Origin of the sequence: Actinoallomurus sp. NPDC050550, from assembly GCF_040655075.1 — a bacterium.
Classification (GTDB): domain Bacteria; phylum Actinomycetota; class Actinomycetes; order Streptosporangiales; family Streptosporangiaceae; genus Actinoallomurus.
The window spans coordinates 37426-57424 of record NZ_JBFAJC010000029.1 but is presented as its reverse complement, the minus strand read 5'-3'; the positions used below and the strand labels follow the sequence as shown (position 1 = coordinate 57424).

Below are 19999 nucleotides of genomic sequence, written 5' to 3'. Positions count from 1 at the left end.
ACGTTACCGAAACAGCCAGCTTCGACCCCGATACGCTTCGACGATGAGCGGATGGCAGTACCGGCAAACGACCATCTTGATACAGCGAACCCGGACCGTGCGTGTGGGAAAGCGCACCCAGGCGGAGTACGTCAACTATTTGCAGGAGTTCGATGACGCAGCCAATGCCCACTTCTCCGAGATGGCCAACGCGGGATGGGAACTCGTGACCACGACCTCGACCACGCGCAGCACCGCAAGCGGCAGTGAGACCGAAGCACATCACTTCATCTGGAAGGCGCCTCGTTGATTGCCGGCGCATCGAGGGAACCCGTCCTGCCCCTGCTAGATCGCTTGACCCGGCAACGAGTCGGCGTGCAGAGGACTACGGGCATCCGTGCAGTCGACTTCGGACATCGACAGTGCAGGGGTTTCCGGCGACCGTCTCGAAAACGATCCTTTGCCCGAGCGAGATCAAACAGCGCGCTCCAGTGATCGCGAACCGGGGACAGCGCCTCCAAGACCAGGTCCTCCAGCCCACCGAGGCCGAGTACCAGCAAGATCAATCGCTTAGCGCCAACCGCTGTTCCGTTGTTCCCCGGGGCCGGGTACGGGTGCTCGTCTCGAGGTCAGGCCGCGAAGAATCGGCGAAGTTCGGGGGCGAAGTGGGGTGGATGTGCTCGGTGGCCGCGTGTCCAGCAGAAGTGATACATGGCCGTTCGGGCATCTTTGCTGTGGGTCATCGCACAGGCCATGTCAGTTATTCGCTGTGAAGCCTCACTGGCGGCGTACTGCCCTGAAACCGTTTTGCGTGGTCGCGGATGCAGGGATCGGGATCGTCGATGACCTTGGCCAGATCCTCTGAGGTAAGGAGCCGGGCGCGACGGAGACGGGTGAGGCCGCAATATCGGACGGCGCCGTGCGGATCGTCCAATGCGGCTCGGGCTGCAGCCGCAAAGTGCGGTGAACCCAGTGCGCTCAATGTCACGATGGCGTCCGCGCGCACCGGCCCCGATGGGTCGTCCAGCAGTGGCAGCACATCACTTTCGGTCAGCAGCTCCGAATGCCGCAAGGCGGCGATCGCCGCCTGCCTGACCTCGGCGTCGAGGTCCCGCAAAGCCTGCCGGATGCGCGGATGCCAATGCTCTCCTCGCCGGTCCAACCGCCGCACGGCAAGAGCCCGGACCTTCGGATCGATGTCGTCCAGTGCGTGTTCCACGACGGGCCGATCCCGGTCGAGCAGCGGATTGGTCAGCGCCCACAGCGCCTTCGACCTGACCTGGGGGTCATCGTCGACGTGGACGGCGTGCACAAGCGCGGCTCGGGCGGGTGGCGTCAGGCCGGGATGGCGGCCCAGCGTCTGCGCTGCACGGGCGCGCTGGAGCGGGTCGAGGTGATCGTGTAGTACGGCGGTGAGCTGAGCTTGGGTGCCCGGCAGCGAGGTGCTGAACCCCCACTCCGTACTGTCGACCCCGTCGATGATTTCGGTGAGCCAGCGTTCATACCAGTCGAGGAAGTCGGCATCGCCAGGGAAGAACGGTGGCTGCAGGTCCAGGTCGATGTCGACGACGCGGCCACGGGCCGAGCCGGTCACGACCAGCAGGCTCGCATAGGTGCACCCTTGATGGACCAGCGGGATCGCGCCGGTGAATGGCTCGTCCGGGGTGCCCACGTGCCGCCACCACTGCGGCCCCGGACTGGTCCCGGGGGAGAGCGGGAACGGCCGGGCCAGGTGCCCAGATGGCAGATCGCCACGGACCGAGTACCGCCAACTGCCCAGGGGCAGCAACCCGTAGTAAGGTCCGGCGCCACCGTGCCCGAGCATCATCAAAAAGTCGCGGTATCCACGCGGAAGCGCGATCTGGTGCTCGGTCTCAAACCGGCGGACCGCGGCCGCCGTCAAAGGCGGGCCCAGTCGGAAACGGTGTTGTTCTTCGCCGAACGAATGCGATCGTCCGGGCAGGTGGGGAGCGATCGCCAGTTTGGCGGCGATCCGACGCAGACGCCTGTCCACGTATCACTTCAATTCTCGGGGACGCATCACCTGCGATGCGGACGACCCATACCCTGGCACACCCCCGGACGGTGGACAAGGCGAGGTGCGTAACCGCGCCCGGCCTTCCCCAGCGCTAGGCCGACGGATCTAGACGCCCTGCGCACGGACCCGAGCGGAGGGCCTGGACGCGCTCCGCCGTGCCGCCGTCGACGAGCACGGCGAGAAGGGACGATGACCGCGACCGGGGCCTCTGGTACGGCGGGGGCCGTCGGATTCCGCGTTGGGTGGCCTCGATTGGAATCTACGGTCTGACCCGGCCGGCGCGGGATTCCAGGTAGCGTTGCTCGGCGAGGCTGGCGGTGGCCTTCGCGGCGTGCCGGTAGTGCTCGTACGCCCCGGCCACATCGCCGGTCTTTTCCAGCAGATGCGCCCGTACGGACAGCAGCCGGTGGTGCCCGGCCATCCGCTCGTCATCGTCCAAGGTGGACAGCAGGGCCAGCCCGGCCGGCGGGCCCTCGGTCTCGGCGAGCGCGACCGCCCGGTTGAGAGTGACCATCGGGTTGGGCGTGATCCGTTCCAGGATCAGGTAGAGGGCGTGCACCTGCCGCCAGTTGGTCTCCTCGGCCGTGGCCGCGTCGGCATGCGTCGCGGCGATGGCGGCCTGCAGCTGGTAGGGCCCCAGCTCCGGTCCGGCCAGCGACGCCTTCACCAGCTCGACACCCTCGTCGATCAGCCCGCGGTCCCACTCCGTACGGTCCTGCTCGTCCAGCGGCACCAGGTCGCCCGCCGCCGTTGTGCGTGCCTCCCGGCGGGCGTGGGTCAGCAGCATCAGCGCGAGCAGCCCGGTCACCTCGCCATCCTCGGGCAGCTGCGCGTGCACCATCCTGACCAGCCGGATCGCCTCGCGCGCGAGGTCGGGCCGATGCAGCGCACTGCCCGAGGAGGCGGCGTAGCCCTCGTTGAAGATCAGGTAGAGCACGTGCAGGACGACCTGTAGCCGCTCCTCGCGTTCCGCGCCGTCCGGCAGGCTGAACGAGCTGCCGGCGGCCTTGATGCGCTGTTTGGCCCGGCTGATCCTGGCCGCCATCGTGGCCTCCGGCACCAGGAACGCGCGGGCGATCTCGGCAGTGGTCAGGCCGCCGACCGCCCGCAGCGTCAGGGCGGTCTGGGAGGCCGCAGTCAGCGTCGGATGGCAGCACAGGAACAGCAGGACGAGCGTGTCGTCGGTGTCCGGTACGTCCTCCGGCACCACCTCGGTGGCCGTCGCCGACTCCCGCTCGCGGCGTGCGTGGTCACTGCGCATCTGGTCGATGAGCCGCCGGGACGCGACGGTCACCAGCCAGCCGCGTGGGGTGTGCGGCACTCCCTCGGCCGGCCACTGCACGGTGGCGGCGAGGACGGCCTCCTGCACGGCGTCCTCACACCCTTCGAACTGGCCGTGCCGGCGTACCAAGACGCCGAGGACCTGCGGCGTGAGCTCACGCAGCAGGTCCTCGATAGCTGGTGCGGTCATGCTTCCAATTGTCCGTCAGCGAACATCACCTGCCGCACCTCGACCCCCAGACCCTCGATCGCGGTGTCCGGGATCTGCGCCGCCAGCTCGATCGCCCGCTCCTTGTTCTCGCAGTCGATCAGGTAGAAGCCGCCCAGGTACTCCTTGGCCTCCAGGAAGGGACCGTCGGTCACGACCGGCTGGCCGTTGCGTACGGACACCACGGCGGCCTGTGACGGGTCGACGAGCGCCTGGGTGGTGATCAGCTCACCGGACTCCTTCAGCGCTTCGAGGAACCTGCCGTGGCCGTCGCCGATCGCCGCCTTCTCCTCGTCGGTCAGCGCGTCCATGACGGCCGGGTTGATGTGCATGCTGATCAGGAACTTCATCGCGTACTCCCTCGTGGTTCGCGAGCCCCGGTCGGGCCCTTCGACCGGTTGGTCGGAGCCACCGCCGTCGTCTTGACATCCCCCGCCAGAACTTTTCCGTGAATTCTCCCCCGTGCCGATGTCAAGAAGCCGCCGGCTACTCCGACCAACCGGCGAAACGTCGAGAGAACAGGGAGTTTTAGGATATGCGAGTCAACCGGACGTGGCTGGGAGCGGCCCTCCTCATGCTGCCGACATTCCTCGTCGCGATGGACATCACAGCGCTGCTCCTCGCGCTCCCACGGCTGAGCGCCGACCTGGGTGCCACCAACGTTCAGCAGCTGTGGATCAGTGACGGCTACGGATTCCTGGTGGCCGGCATGGTCATCACGATGGGCACACTCGGCGACCGGATCGGGCGTCGGCGGCTGCTGATCGTCGGCGCGGCGGCGTTCGCGGTGCTGTCGGTCGTGGCCGCCTTCGCGGTCGACCCGCTGATGCTGATCGTCGTGCGCGCGCTGCTCGGCGTCGCCGGCGCGACCCTGGCGCCGTCCACTCTTGCCCTGCTCACCAACATGTTCCGCGACGAACAGCAGCGCGGGAAGGCCATCGCGATCTGGGCGACCTGCCAGTTCACCGGCGGCGCGCTCGGCCCTGTACTCGCCGGATTCCTGCTCCAGTACTTCTGGTGGGGATCGGTGTTCCTGGCCGCCGTGCCGGTGATGGTGCTGCTGGTGCTCGCCGGGCCGGTCCTGCTGCCGGAGTTCCGCGGCGGCCAGGCCGGAAGGCTGGACCCGGCCAGTGTCGGGCTGTCGCTGGTGGCGGTGCTCTTGATGGTCTACGGCATCAAGCAGCTGACCGTCGAGGGCGTGGGAGTCGTGCCGGCGGTGGCCCTCGTCGTCGGTGCGGCCATCGGATACCTGTTCGTACGCCGGCAGTTGCGGCTGGAGACGCCGCTGCTGGACCTGCGGCTGTTCCGCAACCGCCCGTTCACGGCCGTCATCGTGGCGCTGGTCTTCGCCGGCCTCGCCCTGGCCGGCACCGGCCTGCTGGTGACCCAGTACCTGCAAAGCGTGCTGGGCTACTCGCCGTTCGCGTCGGCGATGCTGTTCGCGCCGATGGGCCTGGGCATGGCGGTCGGCACCATGACCGCGCCGGTGCTGGCCCGGCGGATGAAGCAGACGACCGCGATCGCCGGCGGGCTGGTCTTGTCGGCACTGGGCAGCCTGCTGCTGGTCGCCGTCGGGGGTACGGGCGCCCTGCCGCTGGTGATGATCGGCATCGCCGTGCTGGCGCTGGGCACCGGCCCGCTGTTCGCGCTGGGCACCGGGTTGGTCCTCGGGTCCGTGGCACCGGAGCGCGCCGGCTCGGCGGCGTCGATGTCGGAGACCGGCAGCTACTTCGGAAGTTCACTCGGCCTCGGGCTGCTCGGTGTCGTGGCCGCGGTGGTCTACCGCAGCCGGATGCACGGCACGTCCGACTCGCTGGCCGGCGCGGTCGCCGCCAGCCGGCACCTTCCCGCCGGCCAGGGCACGGAACTGCTGCACACCGCGCGGGAGTCGTTCACCGCGAGCCTGCACGTCACCGGCGTCGTCGCCGCGGTCATCTTCGCCGGGCTGGCGGTACTGACCCTGACCATGCGCTCGGCGACCCGGACCATTCCGGCCGCACTCCCCGACTACGAGGCGACCCGCTCGTAGTGCCGCGTCAACCAACGTTGGTCGTGGGCTTATGCCGCGATGCTGGAGGCCGGACGCGCCCAATGACGGTAAGTCTCCTGGCTGGAGACTTACCGTCATCCGCCTTGGTCGGCGCGCATGCCTTTCCAGAGCAGGTTGGTGAGGTCCTCCGACTGGCTCTGCCAGTCTTCTGTGGGGTTGAGATGCAGCAGGCCGCTCAACGCGCGCAACACGGTCGGCGGATCCACGCCGGCTCGGACCGATCCGGCGCGGACGTTGGCCTCCAGCAGCGTGGAGACCGCGCTGACCATGGCCTCGTAGGCCTTTGCGAACAGTTCCTCCTGGGAGGTCGTGGCGGTGCGGAGGGCGTCGGCCAGACCTCGCTTGGTCATCATGTAGCGCGCGAGGTGGCCGGTCCACGCACGGAAGGCCTGTTCCGGCGTGTTCGTCTCAAGCAGGGTCGGCACGACGTCGACCAGGTGTTGCACCTCGCGGCGGTAGACGGCCAGGACGAGCACCTCCGGTGTGGGGAAGTGCCGGTACACGGTGCCGACGCCCACCTCCGCCCTCTTCGCGATGGCGTTGAACGAGATCTCGCCCGACGTCGTCAGCGACTCCAACGCCGCCGCGAGAATGCGCTCATGGTTGCGCCGCGTGTCCGCGCGCCTGGGATTGACCGCTCCCGTCGTCATCGTTCGTCCCTCCCCGGCAGCGTGCCGCGGTCTGCCCACGTGAAATGTAGTGCACCGACGGGCTTGGACCGATGCGCGCATTGCGCGGACCGCCTGGGGCGCGGATCCATCATTGCAAAGCGGATAAGAATCCGATAGCTTCGAGAGCATGTACCGGATAGATATCCGGTTCCGTTCGGCGACGGGCCCCTGACGTGGGCGGTACCGCGCTGCGGCTGGTGATCATTCACACCGCCGAGCCGTCCGACGCGGAAGTCCAGCGGTGGTTCGCGGGAAAGAGATTCGGTGGACATCTCCCTCGAGATCAATGGCAGTACCGAACAGCTCAGTATCGATCCCGGCGTGACATTGCTGGACGCGTTGCGTGAACGCCTCGGCATCACCGGCCCGAAGAAGGGCTGCGACCGCGGACAGTGCGGCGCCTGCACCGTGCACGTCGACGGCAGGCCCGTGCTCTCCTGCCTCACCCTGGCCGCCACGGTCAAAGCACCGGTGACGACGGTGGAGGGCCTGGCCACGGACGATCGGCTGCACTCGGTCCAGCAGGCGTTCGTCGACCAGGACGCCCTCCAGTGCGGGTTCTGCACGTCCGGCCAGATCATGTCGGCGGTCGCAGCGGTCGAGCAGGACATCGAGGATGTCCGGGAGTTCATGTCCGGCAACATCTGTCGCTGCTCGGCGTACCCGAACATCGCGGCCGCCGTCGACCAGGCGAGGCAAGCCGATGCGACCGTTTGATCTGTCGGCGCCCGCGACCGTGGAGGCCGCCCTCGCCTCGACCGGGACCTTCCTCGCCGGCGGCACCACTCTCGTCGACCTGATGAAGCTCAACGTCGTGACGCCGCGGCATGTCCTGGACATCAACGCGCTGCCGTTGCGAGGCATCGACACCAGTGACGGCCTGCGGATCGGAGCGCTGGAGCGGATGAGCGACGTCGCCCGGCATCCCGGCGTGTACCCGGCCATCTCCCGTGCCCTGCTGCTGAGCGCCTCCCAGCAGCTGCGCAACATGGCCAGCATCGGAGGCAACCTGCTTCAGCGCACCCGCTGCGGCTACTTCCGCGACGTCAACATGCCCTGCAACAAGCGCGAACCCGGCAGCGGCTGCCCAGCCGTCTCGGGGGCCAACCGGACGCACGCCGTCCTGGGTACGAGCGACTCGTGCGTGGCGACGCACGCCAGCGACCTCGCGGTCGCCCTCGTCGCCCTGGACGCGGAGATCCGGCTGGCCAGCGCCTCGGGAACCCGCACGGTCCGGCTGGCCGACTTCTACCGCCTGCCGGGTGAGACGCCGGAGGTGGAGAACGACCTGCGGCCGGGCGAGCTGATCACCGAGGTCGTGGTTCCGCGGCTGGACTGGGCCCGACGCTCCACCTACGTGAAGGTGCGGGACCGGCAGTCGTATGAGTTCGCGCTCTGCTCCGCCGCCGTCGCCTTGGACATCCGGGACTCACGCGTCGCCGACGCCCGGGTGGCCGTCGGCGGCGTGGCGACCAGGCCGTGGCGGCTGGCCGCGGTCGAGGCGGCCCTGCGCGGCGCGCCCGCAACGGAAGCGGCCTTCGAGGACGCCGCGTCGGTCGCGGCCGAAGGGGCCAGGCCGCTGCCCGGCAACGGATTCAAGGTGTCCTTGCTGAAACGGACCGTCGTTCGTGCGCTGATCGAGGGGAGTCGCTGATGCCCAGCCGGCTGGACGGGCCGCTGAAAGTCACCGGCCAGGCCAAATACGGAGCCGACAACAACCTTCCCGGCATGGCGCACGGCTGCATCGTGGTCAGCACGATCGCCCACGGCGAGATCCGCGCGATGGACCTGACGGCGGCCAGGAGCGCGCCGGGGGTGATCGACGCGTACTCGCCGTTCGACCCGCTGGACCTGCGGACGCCGAACACCCTGTTCGGTGAGACGTGGGTTCCCCTGCAGGACAAGGAGGTCACGTACTACGGTCAGCCCATCGGTCTCGTGGTGGCGGAGACGTACGAGCAGGCCCGGGACGCGGCGATGACCGTGGAGGTCACCTACCACGAGCGTCCGGCCCTGACCTCGTTGCGGGACGGCCTCCCGTCCGCCGAAGACGCGCCGCCGAGCCGCGACGGTTCGCCCTCGACCATGGCCATTCTCGCGCCGGGCGTCTCCTCCATCGAGGACGCCCTGGAGGCCAGCCCGGTGGTGGTCGAGGCCACGTACTCCACCGCGACCCAGAACCACGCCGCGATGGAGCCGCACTCGGCGGTCGCGGTGTGGGACTCCGGCGCACTCACGGTCTACAGCGGAAACCAAGGGGCCAACCTCCAGGCGATGGAGCTGACCGAGGCGCTGAATGTGGATCCGTCGTCGGTGCACTCGGTCAACCCGTTCGTGGGCGGTGCCTTCGGCGGCAAAGCCCGCACGTCCGTCGCGGCGTTTCTCGCGGCGGCGGCGGCCAAGGACCTCGACCGGCCGGTCAAGGTCGTACTGAGCCGGGAACAGGTCTTCACCGCGACCGCGACCCGCGCCGCGACGATCCAGAAGATCGCCCTCGGCGCGGCCGCAGACGGCTCGCTGAACGCGATCCGCCACGACTCGTGGTCCGCTACGCCGATGGACCGGTCGTTCGTCGAACCGACCTCGCACAGCACCAGGGAGTACTACGCCACCCAGAACCTGGCCATCAGCCAGAAGATGGTGCCACTGAACATTCCCCCGACCACGTTCATGCGGGCGCCCGGCGAGGCCCCCGGGTCCTTCGCGCTGGAGAGCGCCATCGACGAACTGGCGGTCGCGCTGAACATGGACCCGATCGAGCTGCGCATGAAGAACGACTCGACCGCGCCGTTGGGCAAGGACCTGCTGTGGTCGGGCAAGCATCTCGAGGAGTGTTTCCGCATCGGCGCGGCCCGGTTCGGCTGGGCACACCGCACGCCCCACGGTCACACCGACGGCGACTGGCTCGTCGGCCTCGGTACGGCCACCGCCATGTTCCCCGCCCTCCGGTTCCCGGCCTCGGTGGAGGTCACCCTGCGGAACGACGACACGGCCGAGGTGGCGACCAGCGGCGCGGATCCGGGAACCGGACTACTGACGGTGCTCTCCCTGGTGGGCGCCGAATCGCTCGACATCCCACCGGCCCGGGTCACGCCACGGCTGGGCGACTCGGCCTTTCCGCCGGGCGGCATGTCGGGCGGTTCGACCGGCACCGCCAGCGCGGGCTCGGCGATCATGATCGCCGCGGCGCAGGTGATCGACGAGCTGCTCGCCCTGGCGTCGTCTCCGGGCGCGCCCTTCGAGGGCCTGGAGGTCTCCTACGCGGACGGCCGCGTGCTGGCGGACGGCCGGGCGATGACCTTCGGCGAGCTGCTCCGGACGGTGAATCGTTCGTCGATCTCCGCGATCGGCTCGTCGGCGCCCGGCGAAGAGCTGACGAAGCACTCGTTCAGCTCCTTCGGCGCCCAGTTCTGCGAGGTCCGGGTGCACAGGTGGACACGCGAGGCCCGCGTGTCCCGCATGCTCGGCGTCTTCGACGCCGGCCGGATCATCAACGCCAAGACGGCTCGCAGCCAGATCATCGGCGGCATGATCTGGGGCGTGTCCGCCGCCCTGCACGAGGGCTTGGAGATCGAGGAGAACGGCCGGCCGGCCAACGCCGACCTCGCCGGCTACCTGCTCCCGGTGAACGCGGACATATCCGAGGTCGACGTCCACTTTGTGGAGTACCCCGACACTCTGCACAACAGTGTCGGGGCCAAGGGCGTCGGCGAGATCGGCACGGTGGGCATGGCGGCGGCGGTCGCCAACGCCGTCTACAACGCCACCGGCATCCGGGTCCGCCACATCCCCATCATGATCGAGGATCTCCTGCCCTGAGACGTGGGCTTGTTTACGGCGTTCGGGGTTGGTCCGCTTGTCGAAGAAGTCGGCTCCCAGGACTTAGACGCCCGGCTGTCGGCTGGGGAGGCGCTGCAACGGCGCTTCCCCAGCCGACAGCCGGGACCGGCCGTGGTCAGCGCAGCCGGTCCTTGGCCTTGTAGTAGGCCCCGGCGAACGGCAGGAACCAGGCGGTGCCGTTGTAGAAGGGCACCGGGACCTTCGGGAAGCCCAGACCGCGCAGCCCCAGGTCACGGGTGGGGATCAGGTCGTACTCCCAGCCCTGCGCGACGTCGAAGAGCCGCTGCCCGACGGCTCTTTACGTGCCCGGAGCGCCGGTGTCCGGGATCGCCTGACCCGCCGCCTTCCCGGCGCATGCGCGCTTCCGGTGGTTATTGTGCTGATCATGGGGGAAGTCGCTGGATCTTTGGTCAACGACCGCTATCGACTGCTCGAAATGATCGGTCAAGGCTCCATGGGCACGGTCTGGCGCGCTCATGATGAGACCCTCGACCGTGAGGTGGCGGTCAAAGAGGTCCTGCTCCCACCCGAGCTGGACGACCAGGAGCGCGCCGAGCTGAGCGCCCTCGCGATGGATGAGGCCCGATCCACCGCTCGCCTCCGCCACCCCGGGGTCATCACCATCTTCGACGTCATCGAACACGACGGCGCCCCGATGATCGTGATGGAGCTCATCGAAGGCCGCTCCCTCGCCGAGATCCTCCGAGAGGAGGTACGCCTTCCCCCCGAGCGCGTCGCCGAGATCGGCGCCGCCGTGTTGGCCGCCCTGCGCGAGGCGCACGCCGCCGGCATCGTGCATCGCGACCTGAAACCGGCCAATGTCCTCATCACCGACCAGCGCGTCGTCGTCACCGACTTCGGGATCGCCCGCCGTATCGGCGAGATCACCATCGCCGAACCCGGAGAGATGAGCGGTACGCCCGCGTTCGTCTCCCCTGAACAGGCGCAGAACGCGGCTGCCAGTCCCGCCGCGGATCTGTGGTCCCTCGGCGCCACCCTCTACAACGCCCTCGAGGGACATCCGCCCTACCAGGGCGGGGACTACGCCTCCGTTCTGCTCGCCCTGCTCACCCAGGAGCCCGAACCTCCCCGTTCGGCCGGTCCGCTCACCCCTCTGATCGTCTCGCTCCTGCAGAAGGATCCCGCCCGGCGCGCGACGGCGGAGGACGCGGCCGCCGCCCTGGATCGGGTCCTGAATCCCGAGGAGACCCCCGCCGCCAGTTTCCTCCCGCCGGCACCCGCGGCCCCCGCCGCACCGCCGTCGCCTCCCCCGGTCCCCCGGAAGGTCACGGGCTCCGCGGCGGGCCGGCCGAAACGACCGGCGCGGGCCGCGACGACGGCCGCCCGACCGGTCGCCCGACCAACTGCCCGACCGGCCGCGCGGTCGGGTGCCGGCACACGGCCGTCCGGCAGGGCGGCCCTCGGCCTTCTGGCCCTCCTGCCGGTGGTCGGCGCCCTGGTCTACGCGTGCAACGCCGGTGGCGCTCCGGTGAGCGGCGCGAGCGGCCCCGGAGGCCTCCCGGGGTCGGCGCCGGCCGGACCGCCCTGGGGCACGGCGGGCCCGCCCGGTGGCGTGCCCAGCGCTTCGTACGCGGCCGGTTCGAAGGATGTCGGACCGCTGGCGTTCAGCCCGGGCGGGAAGATCCTGGCGGTGGGAGAGGTGGACGGGCGGACCGCGAGCGACGGCGCCGTGGAGCTGCTGGACCGCACGACTCACCGGCTGCTCATGACCTTCACGGGCACGGACGACCCCGTGACGCTGGCCTTCAGCCCGGACGGCAGATCACTCGCCGTCGGAGGTGCCGACGGGACAGTCGGCCTGTGGAGCATCGCCCACCGCAAGCAGACCGCCACCGTCCAGTTCCCCCTCCGCAGCAGCATCGACAACGTCGAAGCCCTGGAGTTCAGCCACGACGGCCGAACCCTCTTCAGCGCGACCGACAACGGCCAGTACGGAATCTGGAGACTCGGCTCCGAGAAGCAGACCGTCAGGTCCATCTCCGGAGACGACTCCCGATGCGTGGACTTCAGCCCCGGCGGCGCGAGCGTCGCCTGCGACATCGGGTCCGGGCCCGGCCTGTGGAACGTCGCCCGGCATCGGAAGCTGGGCGATCTGCCGGGCGTCAGTGACGGCGCCGTCGCCGACCCGGTGTTCAGCCCCGACGGTAAGACCCTCGCCGCCTCTGAGGAGACCTTCACCGGAAGCGCCCCCGGGGCCGTGGACCTGTGGGATGCCGCGACCCGGAACAAGGTCGGGACGCTCACGCTCCCGTCCGTCCAGACCGACAGCGTCACGCTGGAGTTCAGCCCCGACAGCAGGACGCTCGCGACCAGCGCCGGCGGCAGCGCCATCCTCCTATGGGACGTCGCGTCGCGGCGCCAGGTCGCCACCCTCGATCCGGGGGACTCCGACCTGGTGAGCGCGCTGGCCTTCAGCGGCGACGGGAGGCTCCTCGCGGCCGGCGGCTTGCACCGGACCATCGACCTTTGGGACCTGAGGACTCACCGGCTGGTCACGCGCGTACCCACACGTTAGGCCGGCGACCCCACGGTCCGCCCGCGAGCGGCACGGCGGCTGCCGTAGGAGTCACAGATTCGCGTGTCGGAGCTGATGTAGCAGACGAACGGGAAGTCACGGTAGGCAGACCTCGCAGGTCATCCCGTGCGAACTGATCGAGTGGCCGGCGGACAAGGTCTGCCCGGAGGTGCTGACCGATGAGGCGCTGCGGGGACGGCTGCTGGTCCGCTGGCGGACCAAGAAGATCGAGCCGCCCGGCCGGATCGAACGGATTCTAGGCTCGGCACGCAGGCGGTTCGAGTGGGAGTTCTGCGCCCAGACGGCGGGGCGGCTGTCGGCTGAGTCCCAGGCCGCGCTGTTGGCGCTGGCCACCGGTGCGGACGGGTTCCTGCTCGAGTTGAAGTCCGGCCCGGGCCGGTTGGGGTTGGAGACGATGTTGGAGGAGATCGTCAAGCTACGGCGGGCCAAGGCGCTGGGGTTTCCGGCGGATCTGTTCGGCGGGTTTCTCCGACCGGTTGGTGGCATCCTGGCGGGCGCGGGCGATGCGGTCCTATCCGTCGACCGCATGAGGACGCTCAACGCCGTACGCTTGAAGAGCCACCACACCGGAGCAACGGCGCATTGCGGGGCAGCGATGGACGATCAGGTTTACCGGCGAATCGGTGAGAACATTGCGAAGTGGCGGCAGCGTCGCGGAATCTCCCAGAACGTTCTTGCGGGCCTGATCGGCCGGTCCGAAAGCTGGGTGTCACAGGTGGAGCGTGGGGCGCTCAAGGTTGATCGCCTCTCGGTCCTCGTCACGGTAGCCCGTGAACTTGGCGTCCAAGTCGCCGACCTGGTTGACGAACTGCCCATAGTCCGGACCGGTAATGGACCTTCCTTCGAAGGACTCCAAAGTCTGCGGAGCGCCCTTCAGCTCCCCGACAGCCTGAGAAGCGATGCGGAGCCCGAAAGAGATCCGGTAAAGCTTCGCCGCGAGATGGATGATGCCTGGCACCTGTTTCACGCTTGTCGGTACGGAACGCTAGCCGCAATCCTTCCACTTCTCCGCTCTCGCATCGGGGCAAACTCTCAGATACTCGCCGAGTATTATCAACTCACATCCGGGATGATAAAGAAGCTTGGCGATGCGCACCTGGCTCGACTTTTGGCGGAGCGCAGCATTAACCATGCCACCGATATTCGCGATGACGGTCTCGCGGCTGCTGGTGCCTGGAGGCTAAGCTTCGCATGTCAATCACTCGGACTACACGATCAAGCGGTCTCAGTCGCAATGGCTGCCGAGTCTTCACTAACCAGCGACGCTGAACATTTGGCGATGCGCGGCGCACTGCATTTGAATGCTGCTATTGCCTGCGGACTCAAAGAGGACCGGGTTTCGGCACGTGAGCACCTCGCGGAAGCGCGATCAATCGGACGCCGGGTCCGCGACGGGAATGCCCATCAGACATTCTTCGGTCCTACAAATGTCCGGATCACAGAGGTCAGCGTGGCTGTCGAGCTACACGACGGAGTCGATCCGCTTGCCGTCTCGACGAGTCCTCCGCTGATCGAGTCGGCGGAGAGGAGAGCGCGGCATTTGATCGACCTTGCATATGGTCATGCGCAGCTCGGCAAAGATGAGGCGGCCACGGAGCGTCTATTGGAAGCCGACCAAATAGCGCATGAAGAGGTGCGCCTGAACCCCCGAGTTAGAACCTTCGTCGGGCAACTGCTGGATAGAGAGCGACCTTCATTCCGGACAAAAGTCCGAACGCTAGCGCAGCGAGCCGGAGTCAACAGGGCATCATAGTGAGCAGAATTCTCTATCTGATCGTGTGCGCCGCCGCCCCCGCGCCATACGCGGATCGTCTAGTAACTTTGGCCCAGTTTCATGCTTGGGATGTCTGGGTCATCGCAACTCCGGATGCTCGCAATTTTGCAGATATCGCCACTCTTGAGCAAGTGACCGGGCACCCTGTGCGCATCTCTTACAATGAACCGGGAGCGGATGATATCGGCATGCCTAATGCTGATGCCATAGTTGTCGCTCCAGCGTCCATGAACACGCTCGGCAAGTGGGCCAATGGCATATGTGACACTTTGGCGACAGGAATACTCGGTGAATCGTTTGGATTTGGCGTCCCGCTAGTCGCATTGCCGTTCGTCAGTGACACCCAGGCCCGCAATCCGGCATACGTGCGCAATACCCGACTTCTCCAAGATGCCGGAGTTGTTTTCCCTGTTGGTATCAGGCGTCCCGGACGTGTCCGGGAGTTCCCCTGGAGCGAGGCGCTCAAAGAACTTGGGTGACCCGCAGGATTCTTGCGGGTCGATGCGGGCTGACAGCCGCATCGTCTAACCATGACGCTCAGCCAAACACGGGAACAGCACAAGCGCGAGATACGCCTCCTGACCGATCTGGTCCGTGAGCTGGTCGGCTTCGGGTTTCAGGTCGGGATGAGTGACGCGGGTCCGGCAGTGTTCATCCGTTCGGCTGCGGGGCGGCTCGTCGTCGTGATCGCGGTCAGTGGTGACTACTTCGAGTGGAAGTCGGGGGATGACAGTCACCTGGTGACGGATCCGGCGGGGGCGGCTGCTGCCATTGCCGCGCATGTCTGGACACGGGCGGGTGATGCATGGGCGGCACGACGGTCGGGTAATGCGGATGGTGCGCCGTGAACCTCCTAGCCCCCAATCCCATGATGGTGGCGATCTTGACGCACCGCTTTCCCGGGGTGCCGCTCTGGTTCGGTGCGGCAACTAGATCCTGGTGGGCGCTCGCGCGAGTGTCGTGGGGCTGGCGTTTGGTGGAGGCGGCGGACGTGGAGGAGTTGACGCGGGCGATCATCCAGGCGGACACCTGGCCGCGCCCGCCGGCCCATCCTCGGCGAACTAGCCATCACCTGGGGGACAGTTTTCACCTGCCGTCGGACACCGCGTCGACCCGTGTAGACCTTCCTGTGCTGAGTGGCCTTAATAGCCATCGATCCGTACCAGCGCTTCGAAGGCGCAACGAATCGGAGATGGGAGGTGAGCATGGGCAGGCACGGTGGAGGTAACAGCGACAGCAACACGCCGACGGACGGTAACAACCCGCAGGGCGGCAAGCGCGGCACCGGCGGCGACACCAACGACAACCCGAGCGACGGCAAGCGAGGTAAGTGAGCGATGACATTTCCTGACCCGCGTGCACGCGCCGAAACCCTCGCTGACCTGCTCGCGGGTCAAGGGGACCTCACCGATGAGCGGTGGCGGCAAGCGCTGGTGGAGGTGCCCCGGCACCTGTTCGTGCCCGATGTCGCCTGGGCGAACCCGGACGGTCCTGCCCCTGGATACCCGGTCGACCGGACCGGTGACGAAACGACCTGGTGGGAGGCCGTTTACTCCGATGCGTCGTTGGTCACGCAACGCGACGACGGCGGCTCCGACGTGCTCGGCGGCGGACTGGCGAGTTCGTCCTGTTCGGCTCCGGGGGTGGTCTTCGCGTTCCTGGAGTCGCTCATGGTCAAGGATCACGATCGGGTCCTGGAGATCGGCACGGGAACCGGCTGGACGGCGGCGCTGTTGTCGCATCGCATCAGCGACCGGAACGTGACCACCATCGAAATCGATCCGGTGCTGGCGGAACAGGCGGCGGCGAACCTCAAGGCGGCCGGATACGCGCCTCGTTTGGTCGTCGGTGACGGTGCCGACGGGTGGCCGGACGGTGCGCCCTTCGACCGTGTCCACGTGACATGCGCGGTCGCGACGATCCCATACGCCTGGGTGGAGCAGACCCGTCCGGGTGGGCTGATCCTCACCCCTTACAGTCCTGGCTACGGGTACGGCTGGCTGGCTCGCCTGGTCGTCGTCGGCGACGGAACGGCCGTCGGGCGGTTTCCGGGTCCAGCCGGGTACATGCTGATGCGCTCGCAGCGCCCGGCACGCGGGGCCGCGTTCGACTGGGTGCACGAGTCGGACGACCCGGCGGAGTCGACGACCCGTCTCGACCCGCGACACCTGCACGACGACACCGACGCAGACCTGTTCATCTGCGCCAGCGTTCCCGGCGTGCACAAACGCCTCTACTACGACGAGGAGACGGACTCCGGGGAGGCGACATTCTGGGTGCTCGACAATGCCGGGCACGACGGGTCCTGGGCGTCGGTGGACTATGTGCCCGGAAAGACCGAGTTCCTCGTCCAACAGCATGGGCCGCGTCGCCTCTGGGACGAAGTCTCCGAGGCGTACCTCCGGTGGTTGTCCCTCGGACGTCCTGCCCGCGATCGGTTCGGGCTGACGGTCTCACCGGACGGCGAACGCGTATGGCTGGATGACCCGACTCTCCTGGTCGGACCGTAGCCGGGGCACCTTCCACGGAGGGGCGGGCGGGATCTTTCGCCTGTGTCCTGCCTTGGGGTGGGAGACCGGGGGCGCCTAAGCTCGCTGGCGATCTCGGGCATGCTTGCCTGCCCGCGTCTACCCGAGACGGACCAGCTCATCCATGAGCAGGCCCGCTCGATCTGAGGTGGATCAGGTCACCGGCGAGAGACAGACCCGGCAGCCAGGTGCCGAGGATGTTGATCTGCCGATCTCCCGAGTGGAGGCGAAGGAGGCTAGCCGAGGATACGGGTGAGCAAGCCGGTGAGCGTGTCGCGCTCGGTGGCCGATAGGGCGTCCAAGATGTCGTGTTGAACCCCCGTGAGTGTCGTATCTAGGTCTTCGAGCCGTCGTCGCCCGGCGGCGGTCAGGGTGACCAGGTTGCGGCGCCGGTCGGCGGGGTCTGGGGTGCGCGCGACGTGGCCTTGTTCTACCAGCTCATTGAGCATCGTGTGCATGTCACTCTGGTCGATTCCACATCGTTGGCCGATCTGCACCTGGCTGTCCGGGCCGAACTCCTCCAGCGCGGCGAGGATCGCGAAGTGATAGGCGTGCCCGCCGGCAGCGGCCATCGTTTCTTTGATGAGTCGATGCGCCCGAGCGGAAGCCCTGTTGATCAGCCAGCTGGGTTTGCAGCGCAGACGGGTTGGCGCTTCGTTCATCTCCACGCACCAAGTCTAAGCCAATCCCTTGGTTCATCCAACGAACCTGGTGTACTCTTGGTCCTACCAAGATTGGTCGATCCAAGAGATTGAAGGTAGGAACGATGTCGCTCACTTTGGACGAAGCTCGGGCCGTCAGCGACCGCGTGCGCGAGCACGCTGCCGGAATCGGCGCGACGGTTACGGTCGCAATCGTCGACGGTGGCGGGCACCTGCAGGTTCTTGATCGCATGGACGGCGCGTCTCCGATGTCGGCCCGTATCGCCCCGGCGAAAGCATCCAGCGTTGCGCTGTTCCATCGCGACGACAGTGACCTGATGGGCCTGCAGCAGGCCTACCCGGCAGTGTTCGCGCAGATAATTGACGTGGCGGGAACACCCATCGTGGCCGGCAGGGCCGCTCGGCTGATCCGGCGCGGCGATGTCGTCGTCGGTGCGATCGCGATCGCCGGAGGGACGCTCGAACAGGATGACCAGTGCGCCGATGCCGGGGTCGGCTCCCTGTCACCCTCCGCGTCAGCATAGGCCTCTTCACCCGGTCAGGAGCTCCACCTCGCCGCGCCTCTCATCGGAGCCCTCGACTAGTGCAGATCACGGTGTTTGCCGTCGGAGGGCAAACACCGTGATCTGCACTACGACCGAGTACACCTAGCACGAACTCACAAGCAAGGCACCGAGCCGCACGTTTGCGGATCGTTCTTCCTCGGAACCCTGGAAACGAGACACCGCAACCCGCGCCGCTGCGGACACGAAACCTCGTCACGGAACAGGAATCCGATGGGCGCTCCCGACACCTGCCCACACTGCGGCACGCCCCTACCGCGACCATCACCCAGCGGCGGACGGCCACGCCTCTACTGCAACGACCAATGCCGGTGGAATTTTCACCGCAGTCGCACCCAGCGCTGGTGCCCCCTCGACCAACGACACCAGCGCCAGACCGACACCCGCCGCCAGCGCCGTCACCTACGCCAGCAGGCCGAAACCCTAGCCTCCACAGCGCAGCGACTGGCCCACGACCTGCGAGCCGAAGACCTTGCCCAGCCCACCCACCAAACCGGCTGGACCCAGGGTCCCATCGCCGGATACACCGCCGCAGCCCTGCCCCTGCTCAGCCAAGCCCGCGCAACCCTCGCTGCCGCCGTCACCACAGACCGCGCCGCAGGCGCCACCTGGCACGAAATAGTCGCCGTTCTCGGCACCAGCGCCGACACCGCCGCACGCCACTACCGAACCTGACCAAGCCGCCCATCACCCCACGTCACCACGCGCAAAACCGCCCAAGGCTGATCAGCGGTTCTTCAATACTCTCTTAGGGACCCGCCCCAAGGGAGGTCGGGGTCGGGGAACCCAGGAACAGCCGTTATCGCTGAGAGTGATCATGGTCGGGTGACGGTCCCGGCGGATAGTGCGAAGTCACAGGTCGCTGGCCCTCTATCGACCCGCGAGCCGGTGTGAGGGCGCCCCCACATCGAGGTGCAGGAGAGCGCACCGGGGTAAGGGGGCCGATGAGGCCGCCGGGCCGTATGGTCACGACGGTCTTGACCACCCGGGACCGGGTTGCGGTGCCGTGACGGGCCGTTGCCCCGCCCCGGGGCGGCCGAGTCCGTTCCCGGAAGTCACGGACAGGGGGGCTATGGCCGCCTGTCATTGGGTTCGCGGCTGGAAGGCGGCGTGAACGCGCCCGCCGTGGCCGTATGGCACCGAAATCGCCTGGCCTCAACCCCAGGGTCCCCGGGCCCGGCTGGGGGGAAGACGCCGGGCCCGGGGGCCCGCCCCAGTGATCCGTACCCATCCGCTGCCCAGCATGGCCGGTCGACCCGCCCGCCCGGATCCGGACAAATACCCAGTCCGCTACCCGATGTGGGCCGTGCCGTTGTCCCGGCGCGACCAGAGCGGCCGTACAGGCGCGCAGGACCGGCTCCCTGCCAATTCATCGTGCCATTTGCCGTCCGTTCCTCGGCCCCCCACTCGGGTCCGTGTCGCCCGGGGAAAAGTAGCTCGGCGTTATGGCGGAACCGATGCGCTGTTTTGCCGCGGTCGCCCCGGCCCCGCTGAGATCATCGACCACACCGGATGCCGAACGAGGGGGCACAGCCGATGGCGCCGCAGGACCGCGAACACGCGCCCGCAGACGAGATCGACCTGGAAGAACTCCTGTACGGCGATGACCGCCCGGTCTTCCTCGACGACGCCGACGACTACGAATGGTCCGCCTGAAGGCCGGTCACGATCCTGCCGTGCCGCCGTCCAGCAGCGCCTTGGCGCGGTCGGCCCCGTCCCGGGCAGCGAGCACGAGGTCATAGGCGTTCGCCGGCAACCCCGCCGCATCCACCCTGTGCTCAACGGCGGTGGGCCGGTCGACCTGCAGAGCGAACTCGAAGATGCCGCCGGACACGTCAGGCACGCACT

The 19999-nt window shown here is 67.9% G+C and carries 19 protein-coding genes; 13 read left to right on the top strand and 6 right to left on the bottom strand.

The genetic code is table 11. From position 1 onward, the window contains the following. Positions 1-43: 43 nt before the first annotated feature. Positions 44-289, top strand: coding sequence for a hypothetical protein (locus AB0I04_RS33055; protein WP_360893382.1), 246 nt, complete (start codon positions 44-46; stop codon positions 287-289). Positions 290-739: 450 nt separating this feature from the next. Here the strand turns inward: AB0I04_RS33055 and AB0I04_RS33050 are convergent, their stop codons facing one another. From AB0I04_RS33050 to AB0I04_RS33040, 3 genes are all read right to left on the bottom strand, one after another. Continuing rightward, on the bottom strand, positions 740-1993 hold the full coding sequence (locus AB0I04_RS33050; RefSeq protein WP_360893379.1) for a HEAT repeat domain-containing protein: 1254 nt from the start codon (positions 1991-1993) through the stop codon (positions 740-742). A 283-nt stretch (positions 1994-2276) separates the two neighbouring features. Then, positions 2277-3488 (bottom strand): DUF6596 domain-containing protein, encoded by a 1212-nt coding sequence (locus tag AB0I04_RS33045; protein ID WP_360893376.1) that lies wholly within the window; start codon positions 3486-3488, stop codon positions 2277-2279. Beyond that, the gene (locus AB0I04_RS33040; RefSeq protein WP_360893373.1) at positions 3485-3856 is read right to left on the bottom strand and encodes a YciI family protein; all 372 of its coding nucleotides are present in this window, start codon (positions 3854-3856) and stop codon (positions 3485-3487) included. Before AB0I04_RS33040 ends, AB0I04_RS33045 begins: the two co-directional genes overlap by 4 nt. A 185-nt stretch (positions 3857-4041) precedes the next feature. On the opposite strand from AB0I04_RS33040, the gene AB0I04_RS33035 reads away from it, so the two are divergent. Beyond that, positions 4042-5535 carry an MFS transporter gene (locus tag AB0I04_RS33035; protein ID WP_360893370.1) on the top strand — a complete coding sequence of 498 codons (1494 nt, stop codon included), beginning with the start codon at positions 4042-4044 and terminating at the stop codon, positions 5533-5535. Between the two features lie 95 nt (positions 5536-5630). Here AB0I04_RS33035 and AB0I04_RS33030 read toward each other — a convergent pair whose 3' ends face one another. Continuing rightward, positions 5631-6206, bottom strand: a complete 576-nt coding sequence (locus AB0I04_RS33030) for a TetR/AcrR family transcriptional regulator (RefSeq protein ID WP_360893367.1) — start codon at positions 6204-6206, stop codon at positions 5631-5633. 285 nt (positions 6207-6491) lie between these two features. Here AB0I04_RS33030 and AB0I04_RS33025 point away from each other — a divergent pair, with 285 nt between their 5' ends. The 9 genes from AB0I04_RS33025 to AB0I04_RS32985 all read left to right on the top strand — a co-directional run bounded on the left by AB0I04_RS33025 (position 6492) and on the right by AB0I04_RS32985 (position 16908). Next, positions 6492-6944 carry a (2Fe-2S)-binding protein gene (locus AB0I04_RS33025; protein ID WP_360893364.1) on the top strand — a complete coding sequence of 151 codons (453 nt, stop codon included), beginning with the start codon at positions 6492-6494 and terminating at the stop codon, positions 6942-6944. Next, entirely contained in the window at positions 6931-7881 is a 951-nt protein-coding gene (locus tag AB0I04_RS33020; RefSeq protein ID WP_360893361.1) for a xanthine dehydrogenase family protein subunit M, read from the top strand. The genes AB0I04_RS33025 and AB0I04_RS33020 overlap by 14 nt, the downstream gene beginning before the upstream one ends. After that, entirely contained in the window at positions 7881-10046 is a 2166-nt protein-coding gene (locus AB0I04_RS33015; RefSeq protein ID WP_360893358.1) for a xanthine dehydrogenase family protein molybdopterin-binding subunit, read from the top strand. The genes AB0I04_RS33020 and AB0I04_RS33015 overlap by 1 nt, the downstream gene beginning before the upstream one ends. 406 nt (positions 10047-10452) lie before the next feature. After that, positions 10453-12603, top strand: coding sequence for a serine/threonine-protein kinase (locus AB0I04_RS33010; protein ID WP_360893355.1), 2151 nt, complete (start codon positions 10453-10455; stop codon positions 12601-12603). Between the two features lie 169 nt (positions 12604-12772). After that, positions 12773-14377 carry a helix-turn-helix transcriptional regulator gene (locus tag AB0I04_RS33005; RefSeq protein ID WP_360893352.1) on the top strand — a complete coding sequence of 535 codons (1605 nt, stop codon included), beginning with the start codon at positions 12773-12775 and terminating at the stop codon, positions 14375-14377. Continuing rightward, positions 14377-14877 (top strand): flavoprotein, encoded by a 501-nt coding sequence (locus tag AB0I04_RS33000; RefSeq protein WP_360893349.1) that lies wholly within the window; start codon positions 14377-14379, stop codon positions 14875-14877. Before AB0I04_RS33005 ends, AB0I04_RS33000 begins: the two co-directional genes overlap by 1 nt. A gap of 51 nt (positions 14878-14928) precedes the next feature. After that, the gene (locus AB0I04_RS32995; protein WP_360893346.1) at positions 14929-15246 is read left to right on the top strand and encodes a hypothetical protein; all 318 of its coding nucleotides are present in this window, start codon (positions 14929-14931) and stop codon (positions 15244-15246) included. Positions 15247-15603: 357 nt separating this feature from the next. Further along, positions 15604-15732, top strand: coding sequence for a hypothetical protein (locus AB0I04_RS32990; protein ID WP_345428392.1), 129 nt, complete (start codon positions 15604-15606; stop codon positions 15730-15732). A 3-nt stretch (positions 15733-15735) separates the two neighbouring features. After that, positions 15736-16908 (top strand): methyltransferase domain-containing protein, encoded by a 1173-nt coding sequence (locus AB0I04_RS32985; protein ID WP_360893343.1) that lies wholly within the window; start codon positions 15736-15738, stop codon positions 16906-16908. Between the two features lie 254 nt (positions 16909-17162). On the opposite strand, the gene AB0I04_RS32980 is transcribed toward AB0I04_RS32985, so the two are convergent. Beyond that, positions 17163-17588, bottom strand: a complete 426-nt coding sequence (locus AB0I04_RS32980) for a MarR family winged helix-turn-helix transcriptional regulator (protein WP_360893577.1) — start codon at positions 17586-17588, stop codon at positions 17163-17165. Positions 17589-17692: 104 nt separating this feature from the next. Between AB0I04_RS32980 and AB0I04_RS32975 the strand changes: the two genes are divergently transcribed. Beyond that, positions 17693-18112, top strand: a complete 420-nt coding sequence (locus AB0I04_RS32975) for a heme-binding protein (protein ID WP_360893340.1) — start codon at positions 17693-17695, stop codon at positions 18110-18112. A gap of 252 nt (positions 18113-18364) precedes the next feature. Beyond that, positions 18365-18826 carry a hypothetical protein gene (locus tag AB0I04_RS32970; RefSeq protein ID WP_360893337.1) on the top strand — a complete coding sequence of 154 codons (462 nt, stop codon included), beginning with the start codon at positions 18365-18367 and terminating at the stop codon, positions 18824-18826. A gap of 988 nt (positions 18827-19814) precedes the next feature. Here the strand turns inward: AB0I04_RS32970 and AB0I04_RS32965 are convergent. Next, the gene (locus AB0I04_RS32965; protein WP_360893334.1) at positions 19815-19994 is read right to left on the bottom strand and encodes a hypothetical protein; all 180 of its coding nucleotides are present in this window, start codon (positions 19992-19994) and stop codon (positions 19815-19817) included. Positions 19995-19999: the final 5 nt, after the last annotated feature.